The sequence below is a fragment of the Pseudomonas sp. Irchel 3E19 genome, from assembly GCF_900187585.1.
Lineage (GTDB): Bacteria > Pseudomonadota > Gammaproteobacteria > Pseudomonadales > Pseudomonadaceae > Aquipseudomonas > Aquipseudomonas baetica.
Genome location: NZ_FYDT01000002.1, coordinates 62994 through 80382, shown reverse-complemented (window position 1 = coordinate 80382; position 17389 = coordinate 62994). Strand labels below are relative to the sequence as shown.

General features: G+C 60.1%; 13 protein-coding genes. 5 read left to right on the top strand and 8 right to left on the bottom strand.

The window, feature by feature from the left end; all coding sequences use genetic code 11:
- Nucleotides 1–96: 96 nt before the first annotated feature.
- On the top strand, nt 97–1224 hold the full coding sequence (locus CKW18_RS01890; RefSeq protein ID WP_095187195.1) for an acyl-CoA dehydrogenase: 1128 nt from the start codon (nt 97–99) through the stop codon (nt 1222–1224).
- Between the two features lie 15 nt (nt 1225–1239).
- Nucleotides 1240–2013: an enoyl-CoA hydratase gene (locus tag CKW18_RS01885; protein ID WP_095187194.1), complete on the top strand. Its 774-nt coding sequence runs from the start codon at nt 1240–1242 to the stop codon at nt 2011–2013.
- Between the two features lie 154 nt (nt 2014–2167).
- On the opposite strand, the gene CKW18_RS01880 is transcribed toward CKW18_RS01885, so the two are convergent.
- The 5 genes from CKW18_RS01880 to CKW18_RS01860 form a co-directional block, all read right to left on the bottom strand.
- Nucleotides 2168–3319, bottom strand: a complete 1152-nt coding sequence (locus tag CKW18_RS01880) for an acyl-CoA dehydrogenase family protein (protein ID WP_095187193.1) — start codon at nt 3317–3319, stop codon at nt 2168–2170.
- Between the two features lie 3 nt (nt 3320–3322).
- Nucleotides 3323–4429 carry an enoyl-CoA hydratase/isomerase family protein gene (locus tag CKW18_RS01875; RefSeq protein WP_095187192.1) on the bottom strand — a complete coding sequence of 369 codons (1107 nt, stop codon included), beginning with the start codon at nt 4427–4429 and terminating at the stop codon, nt 3323–3325.
- A 155-nt stretch (nt 4430–4584) separates the two neighbouring features.
- Nucleotides 4585–5271, bottom strand: a complete 687-nt coding sequence (locus CKW18_RS01870; protein ID WP_095187191.1) for an HPP family protein — start codon at nt 5269–5271, stop codon at nt 4585–4587.
- A gap of 156 nt (nt 5272–5427) precedes the next feature.
- Entirely contained in the window at nt 5428–6606 is a 1179-nt protein-coding gene (locus CKW18_RS01865; RefSeq protein ID WP_095187190.1) for an MFS transporter, read from the bottom strand.
- 101 nt (nt 6607–6707) lie between these two features.
- Nucleotides 6708–7763 carry a tetratricopeptide repeat protein gene (locus CKW18_RS01860; protein ID WP_095187189.1) on the bottom strand — a complete coding sequence of 352 codons (1056 nt, stop codon included), beginning with the start codon at nt 7761–7763 and terminating at the stop codon, nt 6708–6710.
- A 171-nt stretch (nt 7764–7934) separates the two neighbouring features.
- On the opposite strand from CKW18_RS01860, the gene CKW18_RS01855 reads away from it, so the two are divergent.
- Genes CKW18_RS01855 through CKW18_RS01845 form a run of 3 tightly spaced genes read left to right on the top strand, consistent with a single transcriptional unit; the run spans nt 7935 to nt 11230 of the window.
- Entirely contained in the window at nt 7935–10070 is a 2136-nt protein-coding gene (locus tag CKW18_RS01855; RefSeq protein WP_095187188.1) for an FUSC family protein, read from the top strand.
- Nucleotides 10060–10260 carry a DUF1656 domain-containing protein gene (locus CKW18_RS01850; protein ID WP_095187187.1) on the top strand — a complete coding sequence of 67 codons (201 nt, stop codon included), beginning with the start codon at nt 10060–10062 and terminating at the stop codon, nt 10258–10260. The genes CKW18_RS01855 and CKW18_RS01850 overlap by 11 nt, the downstream gene beginning before the upstream one ends.
- Before the next feature lie 28 nt (nt 10261–10288).
- Nucleotides 10289–11230, top strand: coding sequence for a biotin/lipoyl-binding protein (locus CKW18_RS01845; protein ID WP_371857601.1), 942 nt, complete (start codon nt 10289–10291; stop codon nt 11228–11230).
- A 57-nt stretch (nt 11231–11287) separates the two neighbouring features.
- On the opposite strand, the gene CKW18_RS01840 is transcribed toward CKW18_RS01845, so the two are convergent.
- The 3 genes from CKW18_RS01840 to mexE are packed head-to-tail and all read right to left on the bottom strand — an operon-like array spanning nt 11288 to nt 17154.
- Nucleotides 11288–12709 carry an efflux transporter outer membrane subunit gene (locus CKW18_RS01840; RefSeq protein ID WP_095187185.1) on the bottom strand — a complete coding sequence of 474 codons (1422 nt, stop codon included), beginning with the start codon at nt 12707–12709 and terminating at the stop codon, nt 11288–11290.
- On the bottom strand, nt 12706–15885 hold the full coding sequence (locus CKW18_RS01835; protein WP_095187184.1) for an efflux RND transporter permease subunit: 3180 nt from the start codon (nt 15883–15885) through the stop codon (nt 12706–12708). Before CKW18_RS01835 ends, CKW18_RS01840 begins: the two co-directional genes overlap by 4 nt.
- A 15-nt stretch (nt 15886–15900) precedes the next feature.
- Nucleotides 15901–17154 carry a multidrug efflux RND transporter periplasmic adaptor subunit MexE gene (gene mexE / locus CKW18_RS01830; protein ID WP_095187183.1) on the bottom strand — a complete coding sequence of 418 codons (1254 nt, stop codon included), beginning with the start codon at nt 17152–17154 and terminating at the stop codon, nt 15901–15903.
- Between the last annotated feature and the right edge of the window lie 235 nt (nt 17155–17389).

The window sequence follows — 17389 nt, the reverse complement described above, 5'->3', positions numbered from 1 at the left end:
CGTGTCAGTCACATTACTTCTGAATGACACACCGCTTTCGGGAGCAAGCCCCCTCCCACAGGGGATTGTGTTGTAACCCGGATTTAAGGATTCACCATGATTCCCAACGAAGACCAAACCCAGATCCGCGACATGGCCCGGCAGTTTGCCGAGGAACGCCTGAAGCCGTTCGCCGCCGAGTGGGATCGCGAGCACCGCTTCCCGAAAGAGGCCATCGGCGAGATGGCCGAGTTGGGCTTCTTCGGCATGCTCGTGCCGGAGCAGTGGGGCGGGTGTGACACCGGCTACCTGGCCTACGCCATGGCCCTGGAAGAAATCGCCGCTGGCGACGGTGCTTGCTCGACCATCATGAGCGTGCACAACTCGGTGGGTTGCGTGCCGATCCTCAAGTTCGGCAATGACGACCAACGCGACCGGTTCCTCAAGCCGCTGGCCAGCGGCGCGATGCTCGGCGCGTTTGCCCTCACCGAACCACAAGCCGGTTCCGATGCCAGCAGCCTGAAAACCCGCGCTCGTCTAGAAGGCGATCACTACGTGCTCAATGGCTGCAAACAGTTCATCACCTCCGGGCAAAACGCCGGAATCGTGATCGTGTTTGCCGTGACCGACCCGAGTGCCGGCAAACGCGGGATCAGCGCGTTTATCGTGCCGACCGATTCGCCGGGCTACAAGGTCGCTCGCGTCGAAGACAAACTCGGCCAGCACGCCTCGGACACCTGCCAGATCCTCTTCGAAGACGTCAAAGTCCCGGTGGCCAACCGATTGGGCGAGGAGGGCGAAGGTTACAAGATTGCACTGGCCAACCTTGAAGGCGGGCGCGTCGGCATCGCCTCGCAAGCGGTGGGCATGGCCCGCGCCGCGTTCGAAGCGGCGCGTGACTACGCCCGTGAGCGTGACACCTTTGGCAAGCCGATCATTGAGCACCAGGCTGTGGCTTTTCGTTTGGCCGACATGGCCACGCAAATCGCCGTCGCCCGGCAGATGGTGCATTACGCAGCGGCCCTGCGTGACAGCGGCCAACCGGCGTTGGTCGAGGCTTCCATGGCCAAGCTGTTTGCCTCGGAAATGGCCGAGAAGGTCTGCTCGATGGCGTTGCAAACCCTTGGCGGTTACGGTTACCTCAACGACTTCCCGCTGGAGCGCATCTACCGCGACGTGCGTGTCTGCCAGATCTATGAAGGCACCAGTGATATTCAGCGCATGGTTATTTCGCGCAATCTTTGAGAAGGAATTTTGTTCATGACTTACGAAACGATTCTGCTGGAAACCCACGGCCGCGTTGGCCTGATCACCCTCAACCGGCCGCAGGCGCTGAACGCCCTGAATGCGCAACTGGTCAGCGAAGTGAACGCCGCGCTTGATGGTCTGGAGGCCGATGCGAATATCGGTTGCATCGTCATCACCGGTTCAAAAAAAGCCTTCGCTGCCGGTGCCGACATCAAGGAAATGGCCGACCTGACTTACCCGCAGATCTACATGGATGATCTGTTCAGCGACAGCGACCGTGTGGCCAACCGCCGTAAGCCGATCATCGCTGCAGTCAACGGCTTCGCCCTGGGTGGCGGCTGTGAGCTGGCGTTGATGTGCGACTTCATTCTGGCCGGCGACAACGCCAAATTCGGCCAGCCGGAAATCAACCTCGGCGTCTTGCCGGGCATGGGCGGCACCCAGCGCCTGACCCGTGCGGTGGGCAAGGCCAAGGCCATGGAAATGTGCTTGAGCGGGCGCTTGATTGATGCGGTGGAAGCCGAACGTTGTGGCATCGTCGCGCGGATCGTACCGAGTGATGAATTGCTCGATGAAGCGCTGAAGGTGGCCGCAGTAATCGCTAGCAAGTCGCTGCCGATTGCGATGATGGTCAAGGAAAGCGTCAACCGTGCGTTCGAGGTCAATTTGACGGAAGGCGTGCGCTTCGAGCGCCGGGTGTTCCATGCGGCGTTTGCCACGCAGGATCAGAAGGAAGGCATGGCGGCGTTTGTGGCCAAGCGTGCGCCGGAGTTTACCGGTAAGTGATGCGTCGCCCCGGCTGACGCCTTCGCGAGCAGGCTCGCTCCCACATTGGTTCTGCGTTGTACGCAAATCTCCTGTGGGAGCGAGCCTGCTCGCGAAGCTTTTGAGGCCAGATCAAAAGATCATAGCCTCGTTCCACTCGACAGCTCCTTCAGGGTTAGAGCTGGTAGTTTTTCAGTTCGCGGGCAATCACCATCCGCTGAATCTCGCTCGACCCTTCATAGATCTGGGTAATCCGCGCATCGCGGTAGTATTTCTCGACTGGATAGTCCTCCAGATACCCATACCCGCCATGAATCTGAATCGCTGACGAACAGACCTTTTCGGCCATTTCCGAGGCGAACAATTTGGCCTGCGAAGCCTCCGACAAACACGGCTTGCCCGCCGTGCGCAGCCGCGCCGCGTGCAGGATCATCAGTCTCGCTGCGTTCAATTGCATGTGCATGTCGGCCAGCAGATTGGCGATGCTCTGGTGTTCGTTGATCGGCTTGCCGAACTGCACCCGATCACGGGAATACGCCAGCGCCGCTTCAAACGCCGCACGGGCGATGCCCAACGCTTGCGCGGCAATGCCGATGCGTCCGCCTTCAAGGTTGGACAGGGCAATGGCCAAGCCTTTGCCGCGTTCACCCAGCAGGTTGGCCTCGGGAATGCTGCAGTTGTTCAGCGTCACCGCGCAGGTGTCGGAGGCGCGGATGCCCATCTTGTGTTCGGTGCGATCAACGATGAAACCTGGGGTGTTGGTCGGCACCAGAAACGCGGAAATGCCTTTCTTGCCCAGATCCGGATCGGTCACCGCAAACACGATCGCCAGTTTCGCTCGTTTGCCGTTGCTGACAAATTGCTTGGCGCCGTTGATCACCCATTGGCCGTCACGCAGTTCGGCGCGGGTGCGCAGGTTGTGTGCTTCGGAGCCGGCCTGGGGTTCGGTCAGGCAAAAGCAACCGATGGTTTGGCCGCTGGCCAGATCCGCCAGCCAGGTTTGTTTCTGTGCTTCACTGCCGTAGTTGAGCACCGGGCCGCAGCCAACGGAGTTGTGGATGCTCATGAACGCACCGGTCGCACCATCACCGGCGGAAATCTCTTCCACCGCCAGCGCATAGGCTACGTAGTCGACGTAAGTGCCGCCCCATTCTTCAGGGACGACCATGCCCAGCAGACCCAGTTCACCCATCTTTGACACCAGGGCGTCATCGATCCACCCGGCCTTTTCCCAGGCTTGCGCATGGGGCGCGATTTCGCCACGGGCAAAGTCCCGGGCCATGTCGCGGATCATCACTTGCTCTTCAGTCAGTTCGAGATCGTGCATGGCTCAGCTCCCGCTCTCATCAAGCCCGTGGAAGAAACTCGCGACGTGGCTTGCGTCCAGTGCAGCGAGGGTGGGCGGGTTCCAGCGAGGTGTCTTGTCTTTGTCGATCAGCAGGGCGCGCACGCCTTCGATCAAATCGCCACGGGCGAACCATTGGAGATCCAGGTGCAGCTCCAGAGCGAAGCAATGTTCCAGGCTCAGATGCCGGCCACGACGGAGCATTTCCAGGGTCACGGCCATGGCTAATGGCGAACGGGTTTGCAGCAGGTCAGCGGTGCTGGTCGCCCATTGGTGGCTGTCGGCAACGGTCACCTCGCGCAGTTGTTCGACCATGCTCGGCACGTCCGGCAGCGCGAAGAAATGGTCGATGGCCGGGCGCAAGGCTTGGAGCGGCGCATCGGGCAGCGTTTGTACCGCGTGTTTGGCCAGCAGGTTTTGCAAGGTCTTGAGCGGCGTGTCCTGCCATTCCATCTGGTCGAGTTTTTCATCGAGCAGTGCCAACTTACTGCTGTCCAGATACCAGTCAGCCAGTCCGCAATACAGCGCATCGGCGGCGCGAATCTGCACACCGCTGACGCCCAGATAAATCCCCAGCTCACCGGGAATGCGCGGCAGGAAATAGCTGCCGCCGACGTCCGGGAAATAACCGATGGCCACTTCCGGCATCGCCAGACGGCTTTTCTCGGTGACCACGCGCAGATCGGCGCCTTGCACCAGCCCCATGCCGCCGCCGAGGACAAAGCCGTCCATCAAGGCCAGCACCGGTTTGCGGTAGTGGTGAATCGTCAGGTCGAGGGCGTATTCCTCGACGAAAAAATCTTCGTGCAGCGTGTCGCCGCTCTTGTAACTGTCGTAGAGCGAACGAATGTCGCCGCCAGCGCAAAAGGCTTTTTCACCGGCACCGCGCAGCACCACTGCGTGGACATGGGTGTCGGTAGCCCAGGCGTCGAGCTGCTGTTGCAGCAGGCGAACCATGTCGAGGGTAATGGCGTTGAGGCCGGTGGGGCGGTTGAGGGTCAGGTGACCGATGTGGTTGCGAACCTCGGCCAGCACTTCGTGTTGCGTGGCATCCATGGACTGAGTCCGCGGGGATGAAGCCTGAGCAGTCATCACTAACTCCCTGCTTTTATTGTCTTTATTTGAGAAGCTCGCGCGCGAGCGTTAGCCGATCGTAGCAGTGCAAATTTGCCGTGTACAACCGGGATATTCGCAGGGGGAGTTTGCGTTTTTACCTTGGTCGAAAATGTGTGCGCTCCTACACGGGTTCAGGTGAAGGTTTGGGTAATGCTGCGCCGTTTTGCGTGCCGTTCGCTGGCGTGGATCAGTTGTTCGAGGTCTTCGGGAGTGACGTCGATGAAGGCTTCCATGTCGGCCAGGGCCCGTTTCAGGTCTTCGGCGGTGATAGCCTGAGTGTCGACCGGGGCAACCGCCGGCGCAGGTTCGGCGGGACGTTTTGGATAGCGAATGCGCGTCAGGTTGTTGTAGGCCAGCGCGCTGGCAAGCATGCACGCGGCGCCGAGCATCACCGGCGCCATGGCTTGCCAGTCCAGGGCGATGGTTGCGGGGTCGGCGAGAACCAACGTCAATGCCAAAGCTCCCGCCGGCGGGTGCAGACAACGCAGCCAGCACATCAGGATCAAGGCCATGCCCGCCGCCAGACAGGCGCTGCCGAGGGTTCGGCCGAGCACATGGGCGACCAGCAACGCCATGACGCCGGCACACAGATAACCACCGAGAATCGACCATGGCTGGGCGAGGGCGCCGGAGGACACGGCAAACAGCAACACTGCCGATGCACCCAGCGGCCCGATCAGGTGATAAGCCACCTCGTGACCAAACACCTGAGCGCACAGCCACACACTGAACAACGTGCCCAATGCCATGCCGATTGCGGCGCGGCTCCATTCGGTGGGGCGAGTGTTGATGGCGGCGGGCAACCAGCGAGCGAGCATGTAAAAACGATCCTGTAAAAAATGGCGGGCAAAAAAAAGGACTTGTCCGGCAATCCGGAAAGCCCTCGAAACGTTCCAACTATTGGGGGAGGAACGCGCACAGTGTGCCGATCTATCTCGATGCTGACAAATTCATATTAATGCAGTTTGAGTGCATTATTTTTGAATTGAAGCAACCCTTCGTCCGCTGACGAAACACAAGTACCCGCCTAATGCGGCGAGCGCACTCAGGGCATAAAACATGCTCGGCGCCGGTGTGTGCATCAGTAGAAACCTACACATCACCGGGCTCGCTGCACCGCCCAGCGCCGCCAGGTTCTGCGCGCCGTAATAACTGCCACGCAGTTCCTCCGGGGCGAGGGTGTCAACGAAAAGGAAATCCGCCGGGTAAATGATCATCTCGCCGAGGGTGAAGATAAACATCGCCACACACCAGCCAATCAGGCTGTCGGCGAAGCTGAAGCCGATCAGCCCGACGATGAACAGCGCCGTGCCCCCGGCAATCCAGTGTCGCAGGTGCTCGCGCTTGAGCAAGCGGCCGATCTGGTACTGCAGCAAAATCACCGTGATCGCGTTGCAGGCAAGCAGCGCGGCCATGGTGTCCAGTGTTTGTTGCTGGGTGTGCGTCACTAGCAGGTATTGCGACAGGTACAAAGTGAAGCGTCCGTGCACCAGTGTGCTGAGCAGGCAACCGAGGACGAACAGGATCATCGTGCGGTCGTTTTTCAGGATGATCAGCGTCTTCAGAAAGCTTTGCGGTTGGCCGACCGTGCTTATCGGGCGCACCTCTCTGGTAGCGCCGAGCAGCAGGAAAATGCTGCCGATGGCAATCGCCCCGGCGACGATAAAAGGGGCTGACGGTTGCACCCCGGCAATCACCACGCCAATCATCGGGCCGACGGCGTAACCGATGTTGGTCAGCGTGTAATTCAGGGAAAACGCCTTGACCCGTTGGCCCAATGGCAGATTTTCGCTGAGGATCGCCTTGGAGCAGATCAGGAACAGCGCCGACGCGGTTTCGCTGATGATCAGCACCAGCGTGACCAGGTACAGGTCCTGCGCGAAGGTCAGGAGGATCAGACCGATGCCGCTCGACAGCATGGTCAGAATCAGCAACCGGCGTTTATCCAGCTTATCGATGATGTAGCCACCATACAGCGACAGCAGCGTCGCGGTGAACACCGCAACCCCCAACAACAGGCCGACATCTTGTGGGTCAAGTCCGAGTTTGTTGCTGAGGAACAAGGTCAGCAGCGGGCTGATCAGGGCGCGGCTGATGACGACGGTCAGCGAGCTGATCATCAACCGGCGAATGAGGCGCGAATAGGTGGCCACGAAAAGGTCAATGTCCTTATTTCAAAATGCGCGAGCGGGCGTGGTCAGTGTCACGGCGCGCAACAGTCTGCTACGCGCGAATTCAACGGCCACTGATACAGTCAGAGCCCTTGTTGCAAAGCCGGATCATCAGGATTCATCTGCTCCAGCTGGGCCAACAGAATCTGCACGTTCTGCAATTGCCCGCTTTCCTTCCAATAGTTGATCAGCAACACCCGCGCCTTGCGGTCGGCGGGATGGCGCTGAACGATCTCCTGCAACTGCTTCTGCGCCGCCTCCAGCTCTTCGGCGCCGTGCAGGGTGGTGGCAAGGTCGTAGCGGTAATCCTTGTTGTCCGGCTCCAGTTCCACGGCTTTGGACAAGCCGAGCAGGGCATATTCGCGTTGCCCGTGATGCAGCAGCCACAAACCCAGAGCATGTTGCAGATAAGCAGAGTCTGGCTGCGCTTTAAGCTGTTGCGCGAGCAACTGTCGGGCGGCATCGCTCTGACCCTGGCGATCAAGCACATCGATCTGCATCACCAGCGCCGGCAAGTTGCCGGGTTCCAGACGCAGGGTATTGTCCAGCGCAGTCTGCGCCTCTTTGAGTTCGGCGTTATGCAGATGCAGACGGGCCAATTGCGCGTAGGTGGCGGCGCTTTCGGGTTCGCCTTTGAGCGCCTGTTCCCAGCCATCGATCGCTTGCTGCAACGGTGCGAAATACAGGCCCAGCTCATCTGGCGTCAGGCCGAGTAATGCGTTGATCGCGGCAAAGCGCACGGTTTGCTCTTCGTCGTCGAGCAACGGCCCGAGCAACAGGCTGCGTTGCCCGCCCGGTACCAATCCGACAATGCTTTTGATGGCTGCCAGGCGCACTTCGGGGGCTTCGTTGAGCAGGTCGGCGTCCGCCAGTTTCAGGGCTTGCGGGCTCGGATAATTAAGCAGTTCGGCATGCAGCCAGATCCGCCGTTTGACCGACAGGTCGGGACGGCCCAATTGCTGATACAACTGACGCGCCGCGCCCGGTTGCCCGGCACGAGCGGCGGCCAGCGCTTCGCTGTAGCCGTGTTTGATCGCCTCGGGGACCACGGGTGCGGTGCTGCGCAGGGACAACCAGCCGATGAGTATGACGAGTACGAGGCCAAGGCTGATAAACAGATAGCGGCGCGATTGAGGCATGCAGATTTCCGGAAGCTTTCGTACTGGAGCAGAGCAGCAAGCTTCGGTCAGCTCGGGCCCTGAGTCAAACCCTGTGCATGCGAAACGCCCTACAAACTGCGTCGACTCTGTGAACCTCCATGCTTCGATGCAGTGTCTACGCTTGGTGAAGTTGTTTCGACGAGTGCGCCCATGCAAGCCCTGTTGATTTATTTCAAGGCAGTGATTCATCCCGGTCAGGCCATCCTGCTGTTTGCCCTGCGTACCATTGTGGCGGGGTTGCTCACCCTGTACCTGGCGTTTGTGTTCGATCTTGATCAGCCCAAGTGGTCGATCATGGCCGTCGTCATTGTCAGTCAGCCGCTCGCCGGGATGGCACTGGCGCGCAGTTTTGGTCAGGTGATCGGCACTACCCTGGGCGCGGCGGTAGCGGTATTGATCATGGCGATATTTCCCCAGGCACCTTTGCCGTTCATTACCACGCTGGCACTGTGGCTGGGGCTGTGCACGGCCGGCGGTACGTTGCTGCGCTACACCAGCTCTCAAGCGTTTGTGCTCAGCGGGTATACGGCGGTGGTAGTGGCATTACTGGCAATTCCCGATCAGGACGGCACGTTTCTGCTGGCCGTCACCCGTGTTACCGAAACCTTGCTGGCCGTGGCGTGTGTCTGCGTGGTCAGCCTGCTTACGGCGCGCCCGCAAGCCGTTGCCACGGGTTACTTCGCCAAAGTCGATCAGGTGATCAAACTGGCGGCCAGCCATGCCGCTGCTGTGCTGCGCACGGAGGAAAGTGAAGACGATTTCCAGCGTCGACAAATGCGCTTGCTCGCTGAAATCAGTGCTCTGGAGGGTTTACGTCGGCATTTGTACTTCGATGCGCCACGTTTGCGCAGCGCCAATAACCTGGTGCTGTTGTTGGGTAATCAACTGATGCTGCTGACCTCGCGCCTGACCGCTTTACGGCATCAGCGTGAACTGCTGACTGAGCGCTGGGAGGGCGATCTGCCGCCGGACATCCAGCGTCTGCGGGCCGAGGAACTGGCACTGTTCGACCTGTTGGCGGAGCAGGGCAGGTCGCTGCCTGCGGCGTCGCGCCATCAATTTTTCACGCTGCAGCAGCAGTTCGAGGCGCTGGCTTACGAGGCCGAGCAACTGACCGAAGACATGAGCGCCACCCTGCGTTCACTGGCCTGGGCATTGCGCTGGGAACAGGCGCGGCTGTTGCAGCAATTCGAACAGATTCTGGAATTGAGCGAGGCCATACAGGAAGGGCGCGAGGCCAGTTGCCTTTACCGCGGGCAGTCCAATCCTTTGCATCTGGATTTCACGCTGGCCTCGATGAACGCAATCCGCGCCTTTACCGCGTTGCTGGTTGCCGGCTTGATCTGGATCGAAACCGCTTGGGACGGTGCACGGGGCGGGATGATTCTGGTGGGGATTCTCTGTTCGCTCATGGCGACCTTCCCGCGACCGTTGATGGCCGCGCAGAGTTACGCTCGCGGGTTGGGGCTGGCCCTCGTGGTATCGGCGTTCTATCAGTTCATGCTGGTGCCGGCGATCAGTGATTTCGAGCTATTGGCCTTGCTTCTTGCACCGTTGCTCTATGTGATCGCGGTCGGCATCGCGAACCCGGCTACAGCGGGAATCGGCATGGGGCTGGGGTTGTCGAGTTTTCTCCTGCTCGGCCCGCAGAATGTCGGCACCGGACAGAACACCGCGATTCAATGGTTCGAGTTCGCTGGTGCGTATGTCAGCGCGGCGATGCTGGCGCTGATGGTCTATGCGTGGATTTTTCCGTTCCGGCCGGCATGGCGCATTCGTCGTCTCTATAACGAAGCGCGGGAGCAGGTCTACCAACTGACCAAGGCGCCGGCCACCGATGAACAACAATTTGCCTTCGAAAGCCGCATGGTCGATCGCCTGACCAGCATGCTGGGCTTGCTGCCTGCCGTGGATGACCGCCCCACGCAGCAACTGTATGAAGTCAGTCTGGCCTGCGTGGCACTGGGTGTGGCGATGCATCAGCTCAGGCAACAGGCGCAGAACAATGCGCTGTTGACGGACGTTTACAGTCAACGCTTGTCCTCGGCGTTACGCAGGACCGGACGCCTTGTGGCAGGGCGTCAGGGCGCGCAACTGGCGCCGGTGCTCGCGGCCCTTAATACACTGGGCGATGAGCTGGATGATCTGCACGTCGCCAGCCATGAACATCTATGGGCGGTGTTTCGCATGCGTGTGGCCCTGCTGATTGTCGTGTCATTCCTCGAACGCCACGGCGAACACCTGCAACACAATACCCCCGTAGGAGAACCGGCCCTTGCCCATTGATTTCGAGATTGGTGGCGTTTATCTGCCGCCCATTGCCCAGGCCTTGCTGCTGGCCATACCGATTTTCATGCTGTTGGACGGGTGCTTGCGGCGCTTGGGTGTGTTGCGTCTGGTCTGGCACGAAGCGCTGTTCGAAGGCGCGCTGTATGCCTGCGTCTGTGCCGCGCTGATTTTGTTGATGGGAGCCTGATGCCTTGAAAGTATTAATCGCTCGATCGATGACCCTGGCAGTGGTGCTGCTGGCCCTCGTGCTCGGCTGGTTTGCCTGGGAGCATTACACCCGTGCACCGTGGACTCGAGACGCTCGGATCAGGGCGGATGTGGTGACGCTGTCGGCGGATGTTTCGGGGCGCATCGTCAGCCTCGCGGTGCAGGACAACCAGCATGTCGACAAAGGCCAGTTGCTGATGGAGATCGACCCGGCGCGCTACCAATTGGCGGTAGAGCATTCGCGGCGCTCGGTTGAGGTGGCGAAGGCGACGCTGGGGCAGTCGCAAGCCGCGATCGTTGCCAGTGAAGCTCTGCTCAAGCAGCGCCAGAGCGAAGAGCGGCGCCGGCGTACGCTCAAGCAGGGGTTTGCGATCTCCGGCGAAGAATGGGAGAAATCCAGTACCGACGTGGCTGTGGCTCAGGCGGATCTGTTGCGCAATCAAGCCAACCTCGGACTGGCCGAGGCCAATGTGCAATTGGCGATTGCCGCACTGACCCAGGCTGAACTGGATCTGCAGCGTACCCGCGTCGAATCCCCGGTCAGTGGCTACGTGACCAATCTGCTGACACGCCAGGGCGATTACGCCGTGGCCGGTGGCGCCTTGTTGGCACTGGTGGACAGCGATTCGTTCTACGTCAGTGGCTATTTTGAAGAAACCAAGTTGCCGCGCATCGAGGAGGGCGATCGAGTGCGCATTCAATTGATGAGCGGGGAAACCTTCGGCGGCGCGGTGCAGAGCATCGCCTTCGCTATTGCTGACCGGGAGAACGCACAGGGCAGTCGACTGCTGGCCAACATCAACCCGAGCTACACTTGGGTGAAACTGGCGCAGCGGGTGCCGGTGCGGATCGAGATTGACAAGGACTACGCCGGCAAAAACCGCCTGCGCGCCGGTACAACCGCCACCGTCAGTGTTCTGGAGGCACAAAAAAGCCCCGCGACCGAATGATACGCGGGGCAAAAAATTGGTTGGTTGCGGCCAACCAAAGGAGCTCTTTAACAACCTTTACTGACTGGCGACCTGCTCCGGTTGCCAGCCACCACCCAGGGCCTTGTAGATTGCGACAACGCCGCGATACAGATCGACTTCGGCCTGGGCCTGACTGTCTTCGGCGTTCAACCGTTCACGCTGCGCGTCGAGCAATACGAGGAAGTCCGTGGTGCCTTCGCGATAGCGAATCTCGGCCAGATCGGCAGCCTTGCGGCTCGATTCACTCTGACGGATCAGCGAGATCAACCGTTGCTGCCGTTTGCCGTAGTCGCTGAAGGCGTTTTCCGACTCTTCCAGTGCCAGCAGCACTTGTTGCTCGTAGGTCGCCAGCGCGCCCTCGGCGTCCGCATCGGCACCGCGCAAACGCGCCCGCACGCTGCCAAGGTCGAACGCCGCCCAGGTGATGCTCGGGCCCAGTGCCCAGGCATTGGCTGCCGATGAACCGATCTGCGAACCACGTCCGGCGGTCCAGCCCAGAAAACCACTGAGACTGACCCGAGGGAACAGGTCCGCTTTGGCCACACCAATACGTGCCGTGGCAGAGGCCAGTTGGCGTTCGGCACTGAGGATGTCCGGCCGACGTTGCAACAGTTCGCCCGGATTACCGATAGGCAGAGCCTTGGCAATCGCCGGCAAGTCTTTAGAACTCAGGTCCACCGTCAGCTTGTCCGGGCGTTCACCCAGCAGGGTGGCGATGCGGTTTTTCTGCCGAACCTGCTCTGCCTGCAATTGCGGCACGCTGGCTTCAACCGAAGCCAGGCGCGCGTCGGCACGTTCGACATCGAGCTGATCGCCAACGCCGGCATCACGCAGGCTGATGGTGATCTTGCGCGACTCCTGCTGGTTGTTCAGGTTGGCCACGGCGATCTTCTCGCGCAGTTGCGCACCACGCAGTTGACCGTAAGCGTCCACCAGTTCGGCAATCATGGTGACTTGCAGTTGGTAAAGATCAGCTTCGGCGGCCTGCTGGTCGGCGTCGCTGGCTTCCAGATTGCGCTGGATACGGCCAAACAAGTCCAGTTCCCAGGCCATGTCCAGACCCAGGTCATAGCGTTCGCTATTGACCCGGTTGGTGGTCTGGCCGGGGATCTGGCCCTTGGCCAGATCACTGCTGGCGCGGCTGGTGATGGTCGGCATCGCATCGTTGCTGGCGTCGTCGCGGATGGCGCGGGCGGCTTTCCAGCGGGCGAACGCAACACGCAGTTCACGGTTGCCTTGCAGCGATTGCGTCACCAACTGGCTGAGGGTCGGATCATCAAATTGCTGCCACCAGATGCCTTCGAACTTCGACCGGTCAAAGTTCTTCTGTCCGTTGGCACCGTCGGTGGCGGTCGTGATGTTGGCCGCCTCCGTCGCTGGGGTCTTGTAGTCGGGGCCGACGGCGCAGGCACTCAGGGCCAGCACCAGCAGACTCGGCAGGAAGACTTTCAGACTCATTGTTGCGCCTCCAGTTTCAGGGCTTTTGCCGCTTTGCGGGCTTCACCGCGTTCGACAAAGTTACGGATCAGTACGTAGAACACTGGCGTCAACAGCAGACCGAAGAAGGTCACCCCGAGCATCCCGGAGAACACCGCCACACCCATGGCGTGACGCATCTCGGCACCGGCACCGCTGGAGAACACCAGTGGCACCACACCCATGATGAACGCGAAGGAGGTCATCAGGATCGGCCGCAGACGCAGACGGCAGGCTTCCAGCACCGCAGCGAGCGGGTCGAGGCCTTCTTCCTGTTTATCCTTGGCGAATTCGACGATCAGAATCGCGTTCTTACACGCAAGCCCCACCAGTACGATCAAACCGATCTGGGTGAAGATGTTGTTGTCACCGCCCGAGATGATCACCCCGGTGATGGCCGACAGCAGGGTCATCGGTACGATCAGGATTACCGCCAGTGGCAGGCTCCAGCTTTCGTATTGAGCAGCGAGTACCAGGAACGCCAGCAGTACGCACAGAGGGAACACGAACAGCGCGGTGTTGCCGGACAGAATCTGCTGGTACGTCAGGTCGGTCCACTCGTAGGTCATGCCGTTCGGAAGTTCTTCCTTGAGCAGTTTCTCGATGGCTTTTTCCGCCTGGCCGGAGCTGTAGCCGGGGGCTGCTGCACCGTTGATTTCTGCGGTGATAAAACCGTTGTAGTGCATGACGCGATCGGGGCCCGAGGTGTCGCTGACCTTGATGAAGGTCGCCAGCGGGATCATTTCGCCTTTGTTGTTGCGCACTTTCAGCTGGCCGATCTGGTCGGATTCGAGGCGGAACTGTTGCTCGGCCTGAACGTTGACCTGATAGGTACGGCCGAAACGGTTGAAGTCGTTGGCATACAGCGAACCCAGATAGATCTGCAGGGTGTCGAAGATGTCACTGACGGCCACGCCATGGGTCTTGGCTTTTTCCCGGTCGATAGCGGCATCGACCTGCGGCACGTTCACGGTGTAGCTGGTGAACAGGCCGGCCAGTTCCGGTACGTTGTGGCTTTTGTTGATGATGTTCATGGTTTCTTTGTACAGCTCGTCGTAGCCCAGGTTGCCCCGGTCTTCGATTTGCAGACGGAAACCACCAATGGTGCCCAGCCCTTGTACCGGCGGGGGCGGGAAGATCGCCATGTACGCTTCTTGAATGTTCGCGTACTGGCCGTTCAGGGCGCCGGCAATCGCACCGGCGGACATGCTCGGATCTTTACGTTCGTCGAACGGTTTCAGGGTCACGAACACGATGCCGGCGTTCGGGCTGTTGGTGAAGCCGTTAATCGACAGGCCCGGGAACGCGACGGCACTTTCCACGCCTGGTTGTTTCAGGGCGAGGTCGGACATGCGCTTGATCACATCTTCGGTGCGATCCAGGCTCGAAGCGTCCGGCAATTGCGCGAAGGCCACCAGGTATTGCTTGTCCTGGCCGGGGACGAAACCGGTCGGGGTGCTGGAGAAACCGAAGAAGGTCAGTACCATCAGCCCTGCATACAGCAGCAGAGCAATGCCGCTGCTGCGGATAACCCGGCGCACGGTGCCGACGTAGCCATGGCTGGCCCGATCAAAGAAGCGGTTGAACGGACGGAACAACCAGCCACCGAAGAGCTTGTCGAGCACCTTGGAGACGCGGTCTTTTGGCGCGTCATGGCTTCTCAGCAACACAGCGGCCAGTGCTGGCGACAGAGTCAGCGAGTTGAACGCCGAGATCACCGTCGAGATGGCAATCGTCAGTGCGAACTGCTTGTAGAACTGGCCGGTGAGACCGGAAATGAATGCCGCCGGAATAAATACCGCACACAGCACCAGTGCCGTGGCAACGATCGGGCCGGTCACTTCACGCATGGCGCGCTTGGTGGCTTCGACCGGTGTCAAACCGAGTTCGATGTTCCGTTCGACGTTCTCCACCACCACGATGGCGTCGTCCACCACAATACCGATGGCCAACACCAGGCCGAACAGTGACAAGGCGTTGAGCGAGAAGCCGAACAGGTGCATGACTGCAAACGTACCGATCAACGATACCGGCACCGCCACCAATGGAATGATCGAGGCACGCCAGGTCTGCAGGAACAGGATCACCACCAGCACCACGAGGATCAAGGCTTCGAAGAGGGTGTGAACCACTGCCTCGATCGAGCCGCGTACAAAGATCGTCGGGTCATAGACGATGCTGTAGTCCATGCCTTGCGGGAAGCCTTTCTTCAACTCGTCCATCTTCGCCCGGACTTCGTTCGAGATGTCGATGGCGTTGGAGCCTGGACGCTGGAAGATCGGGATCGCTACAGCGGGCTGGTTGTTCAGTAACGAGCGCAGGGCGTATTGACTGGAGCCCAGTTCAACGCGAGCAATGTCTTTGAGGCGAGTGATTTCACCGTTGTCGCCTGCGCGAATGATGATGTTCTCGAACTCTTCCTCGGTAACCAGACGCCCCTGAGTGTTGACCGACAGCTGGAAGCTCTGGGCATTCGGGGCAGGGGGCGCACCGAGTTGGCCGGCAGCGACTTGACGGTTCTGTTCACGAATCGCGGTGACCACATCAGTGGCGGTCAGATTGCGCGAAGCGGTCTTGTTCGGGTCGAGCCAGACACGCAGCGAGTAGTCGCCCATGCCGAACAGCTGCACGTCACCGACACCGCCCAGACGAGCGAGCTCATCCTTGATGTTGAGGATCGCGTAGTTGGACAAGTACAGCATGTCGTAGCGCTTGTCCGGCGAGGTCAAGTGCACAACCATGGTCAGGTCGGGAGAAGCCTTGTCGACAGTGATACCGATGCGCGTCACTTCTTCTGGAAGCTTCGGCTCGGTACGGGTCACCCGGTTTTGCACCTGCACCTGCGCGTTGTCCAGGTCAGTGCCCAGCGCGAAGGTGATGGTCAGGGTGATCTTGCCGTCAGCGGTGGATTGCGAGGACATGTACAGCATGTTCTCGACGCCGGTGATGGCTTGCTCCAGCGGAGCGGCCACGGTTTCACCGATGACTTTAGGGTTGGCACCCGGGAAGTTGGCTCGTACCACCACGGTCGGTGGCACGACTTCCGGGTATTCACTGATCGGCAGCTGGAACAGCGAGATTGCACCGGCGATCAGGATCAGCAGCGACAGCACCGCTGCGAAGATCGGCCGTGAAATGAAGAATTGGGAAAAATTCATCGGAGTTGTCGTCCCTTAACCGCGTGGGGTCGTAGCAGCCAGCTTCACAACCGCACCGGACTCACCTTTGGCGGGGGCGACTTTGGGCAGGTTGCTGGCTTCCAGCGCTTGACGTTGTTGAGCGAGTGCCGCGATGGTTTGTTCGCTGGCCATCGGCACCACTTCAGGGGTGACCGGTGAGCCAGGACGAACCCGTTGTAAGCCCTTGACGATGATCGTGTCGTCCTTGTTCAGGCCGGTGCGCACGATGCGCAGCCCTTCGATCTTCGGACCGAGTTCGACGGGGCGGTAAGCGGTTTTGTTGTCCGCGTCCATCACCAGCACGAACTTCTTGCCCAAGTCGGTACCGACGGCTTCGTCATTGATCAGCATGGCGTTGTAGGTGCCGCTGCCGACCAGTTTCAGCCGTGCGTACAGACCCGGTGTGTAGGTGCCATCGCTGTTGTCGAACACCGCGCGACCACGGATGGTGCCGGTTTTCGGGTTGACCTGGTTGTCGACGAAGTTCATCTGGCCCAGGTGCGTGTTACCGTCTTCATTGGACAGCCCCATGTACACCGGGGTTGTAGCGCCGCGCTGACCCTGACGAGCGAGCTGGGTATATTTGAGGAATACACGTTCGTCAGCGTCGAAGTAGGCGTAGACCTTGTCAGTGGACACCACGCTGGTGAGCGCGGTGGTGTCGGCGGTCACCAGGTTGCCGGCGGTGATTTCCGCGCGGCTGACACGGCCGCTGATCGGCGAAGTGACGCGGGTGAAGCTCAGATTCAGTTTGGCCAGATCCAGTTGCGCTTGCAGGGCGCCCACGGCGGCGCGGGCTTCCTGTGCGGCGCTAGTGCGCGAGTCGGCCAGTTCGGCGGAAATGGCGTTGCTGGCACGCAGACGTTCGCCACGACCGGCTTCGTTTTCACTGCGAGTGGCGTTGGCGCGCGATTGTGCGACCAGGGCTTCGAGGCGGCGCACCTCAGCCTGGAACGGACGCGGATCGATCTGGAACAGCAGGTCACCTTTCTTCACCAGCGCGCCTTCAGTGAAGGCCACCTGGTCGATCTGACCGGAGACCCGAGGACGGATTTCAACGGTTTCCGGCGCTTCGAGGCGCCCGGTAAATTCGTCCCACTCGTTGACCGGTTGTTCGAGCACTTTGGCCACGCTGACTTTCGCAGCGGGCAGGGTGGCGGCAGTCTCCGGAGTCTTGCCGCAGGCGCTCATCACCAGTACGGCCAACAGGGCCAACGGGAAGCGCAAATGTTTGAGTGACTGTTCCATGGATGCATCCGCCAATGTATTGAAGATGGGCGGATGATGGTCGGCAGGGGTGGTATGGCACGAATCGAATGAAGCAAAGGTAACTATCATTCGGAATGATATAAGACCGATGCCAGCCCTCTAGAATGCGCATTTCGTTAGGGTGCTATCAATATCCTTAATGAAAGTTTCATGCGTGAGGGCCTGTCGTCACGTGGCGCACCCATAAGAGCGCGCGCCACTTCCAGAACGAATC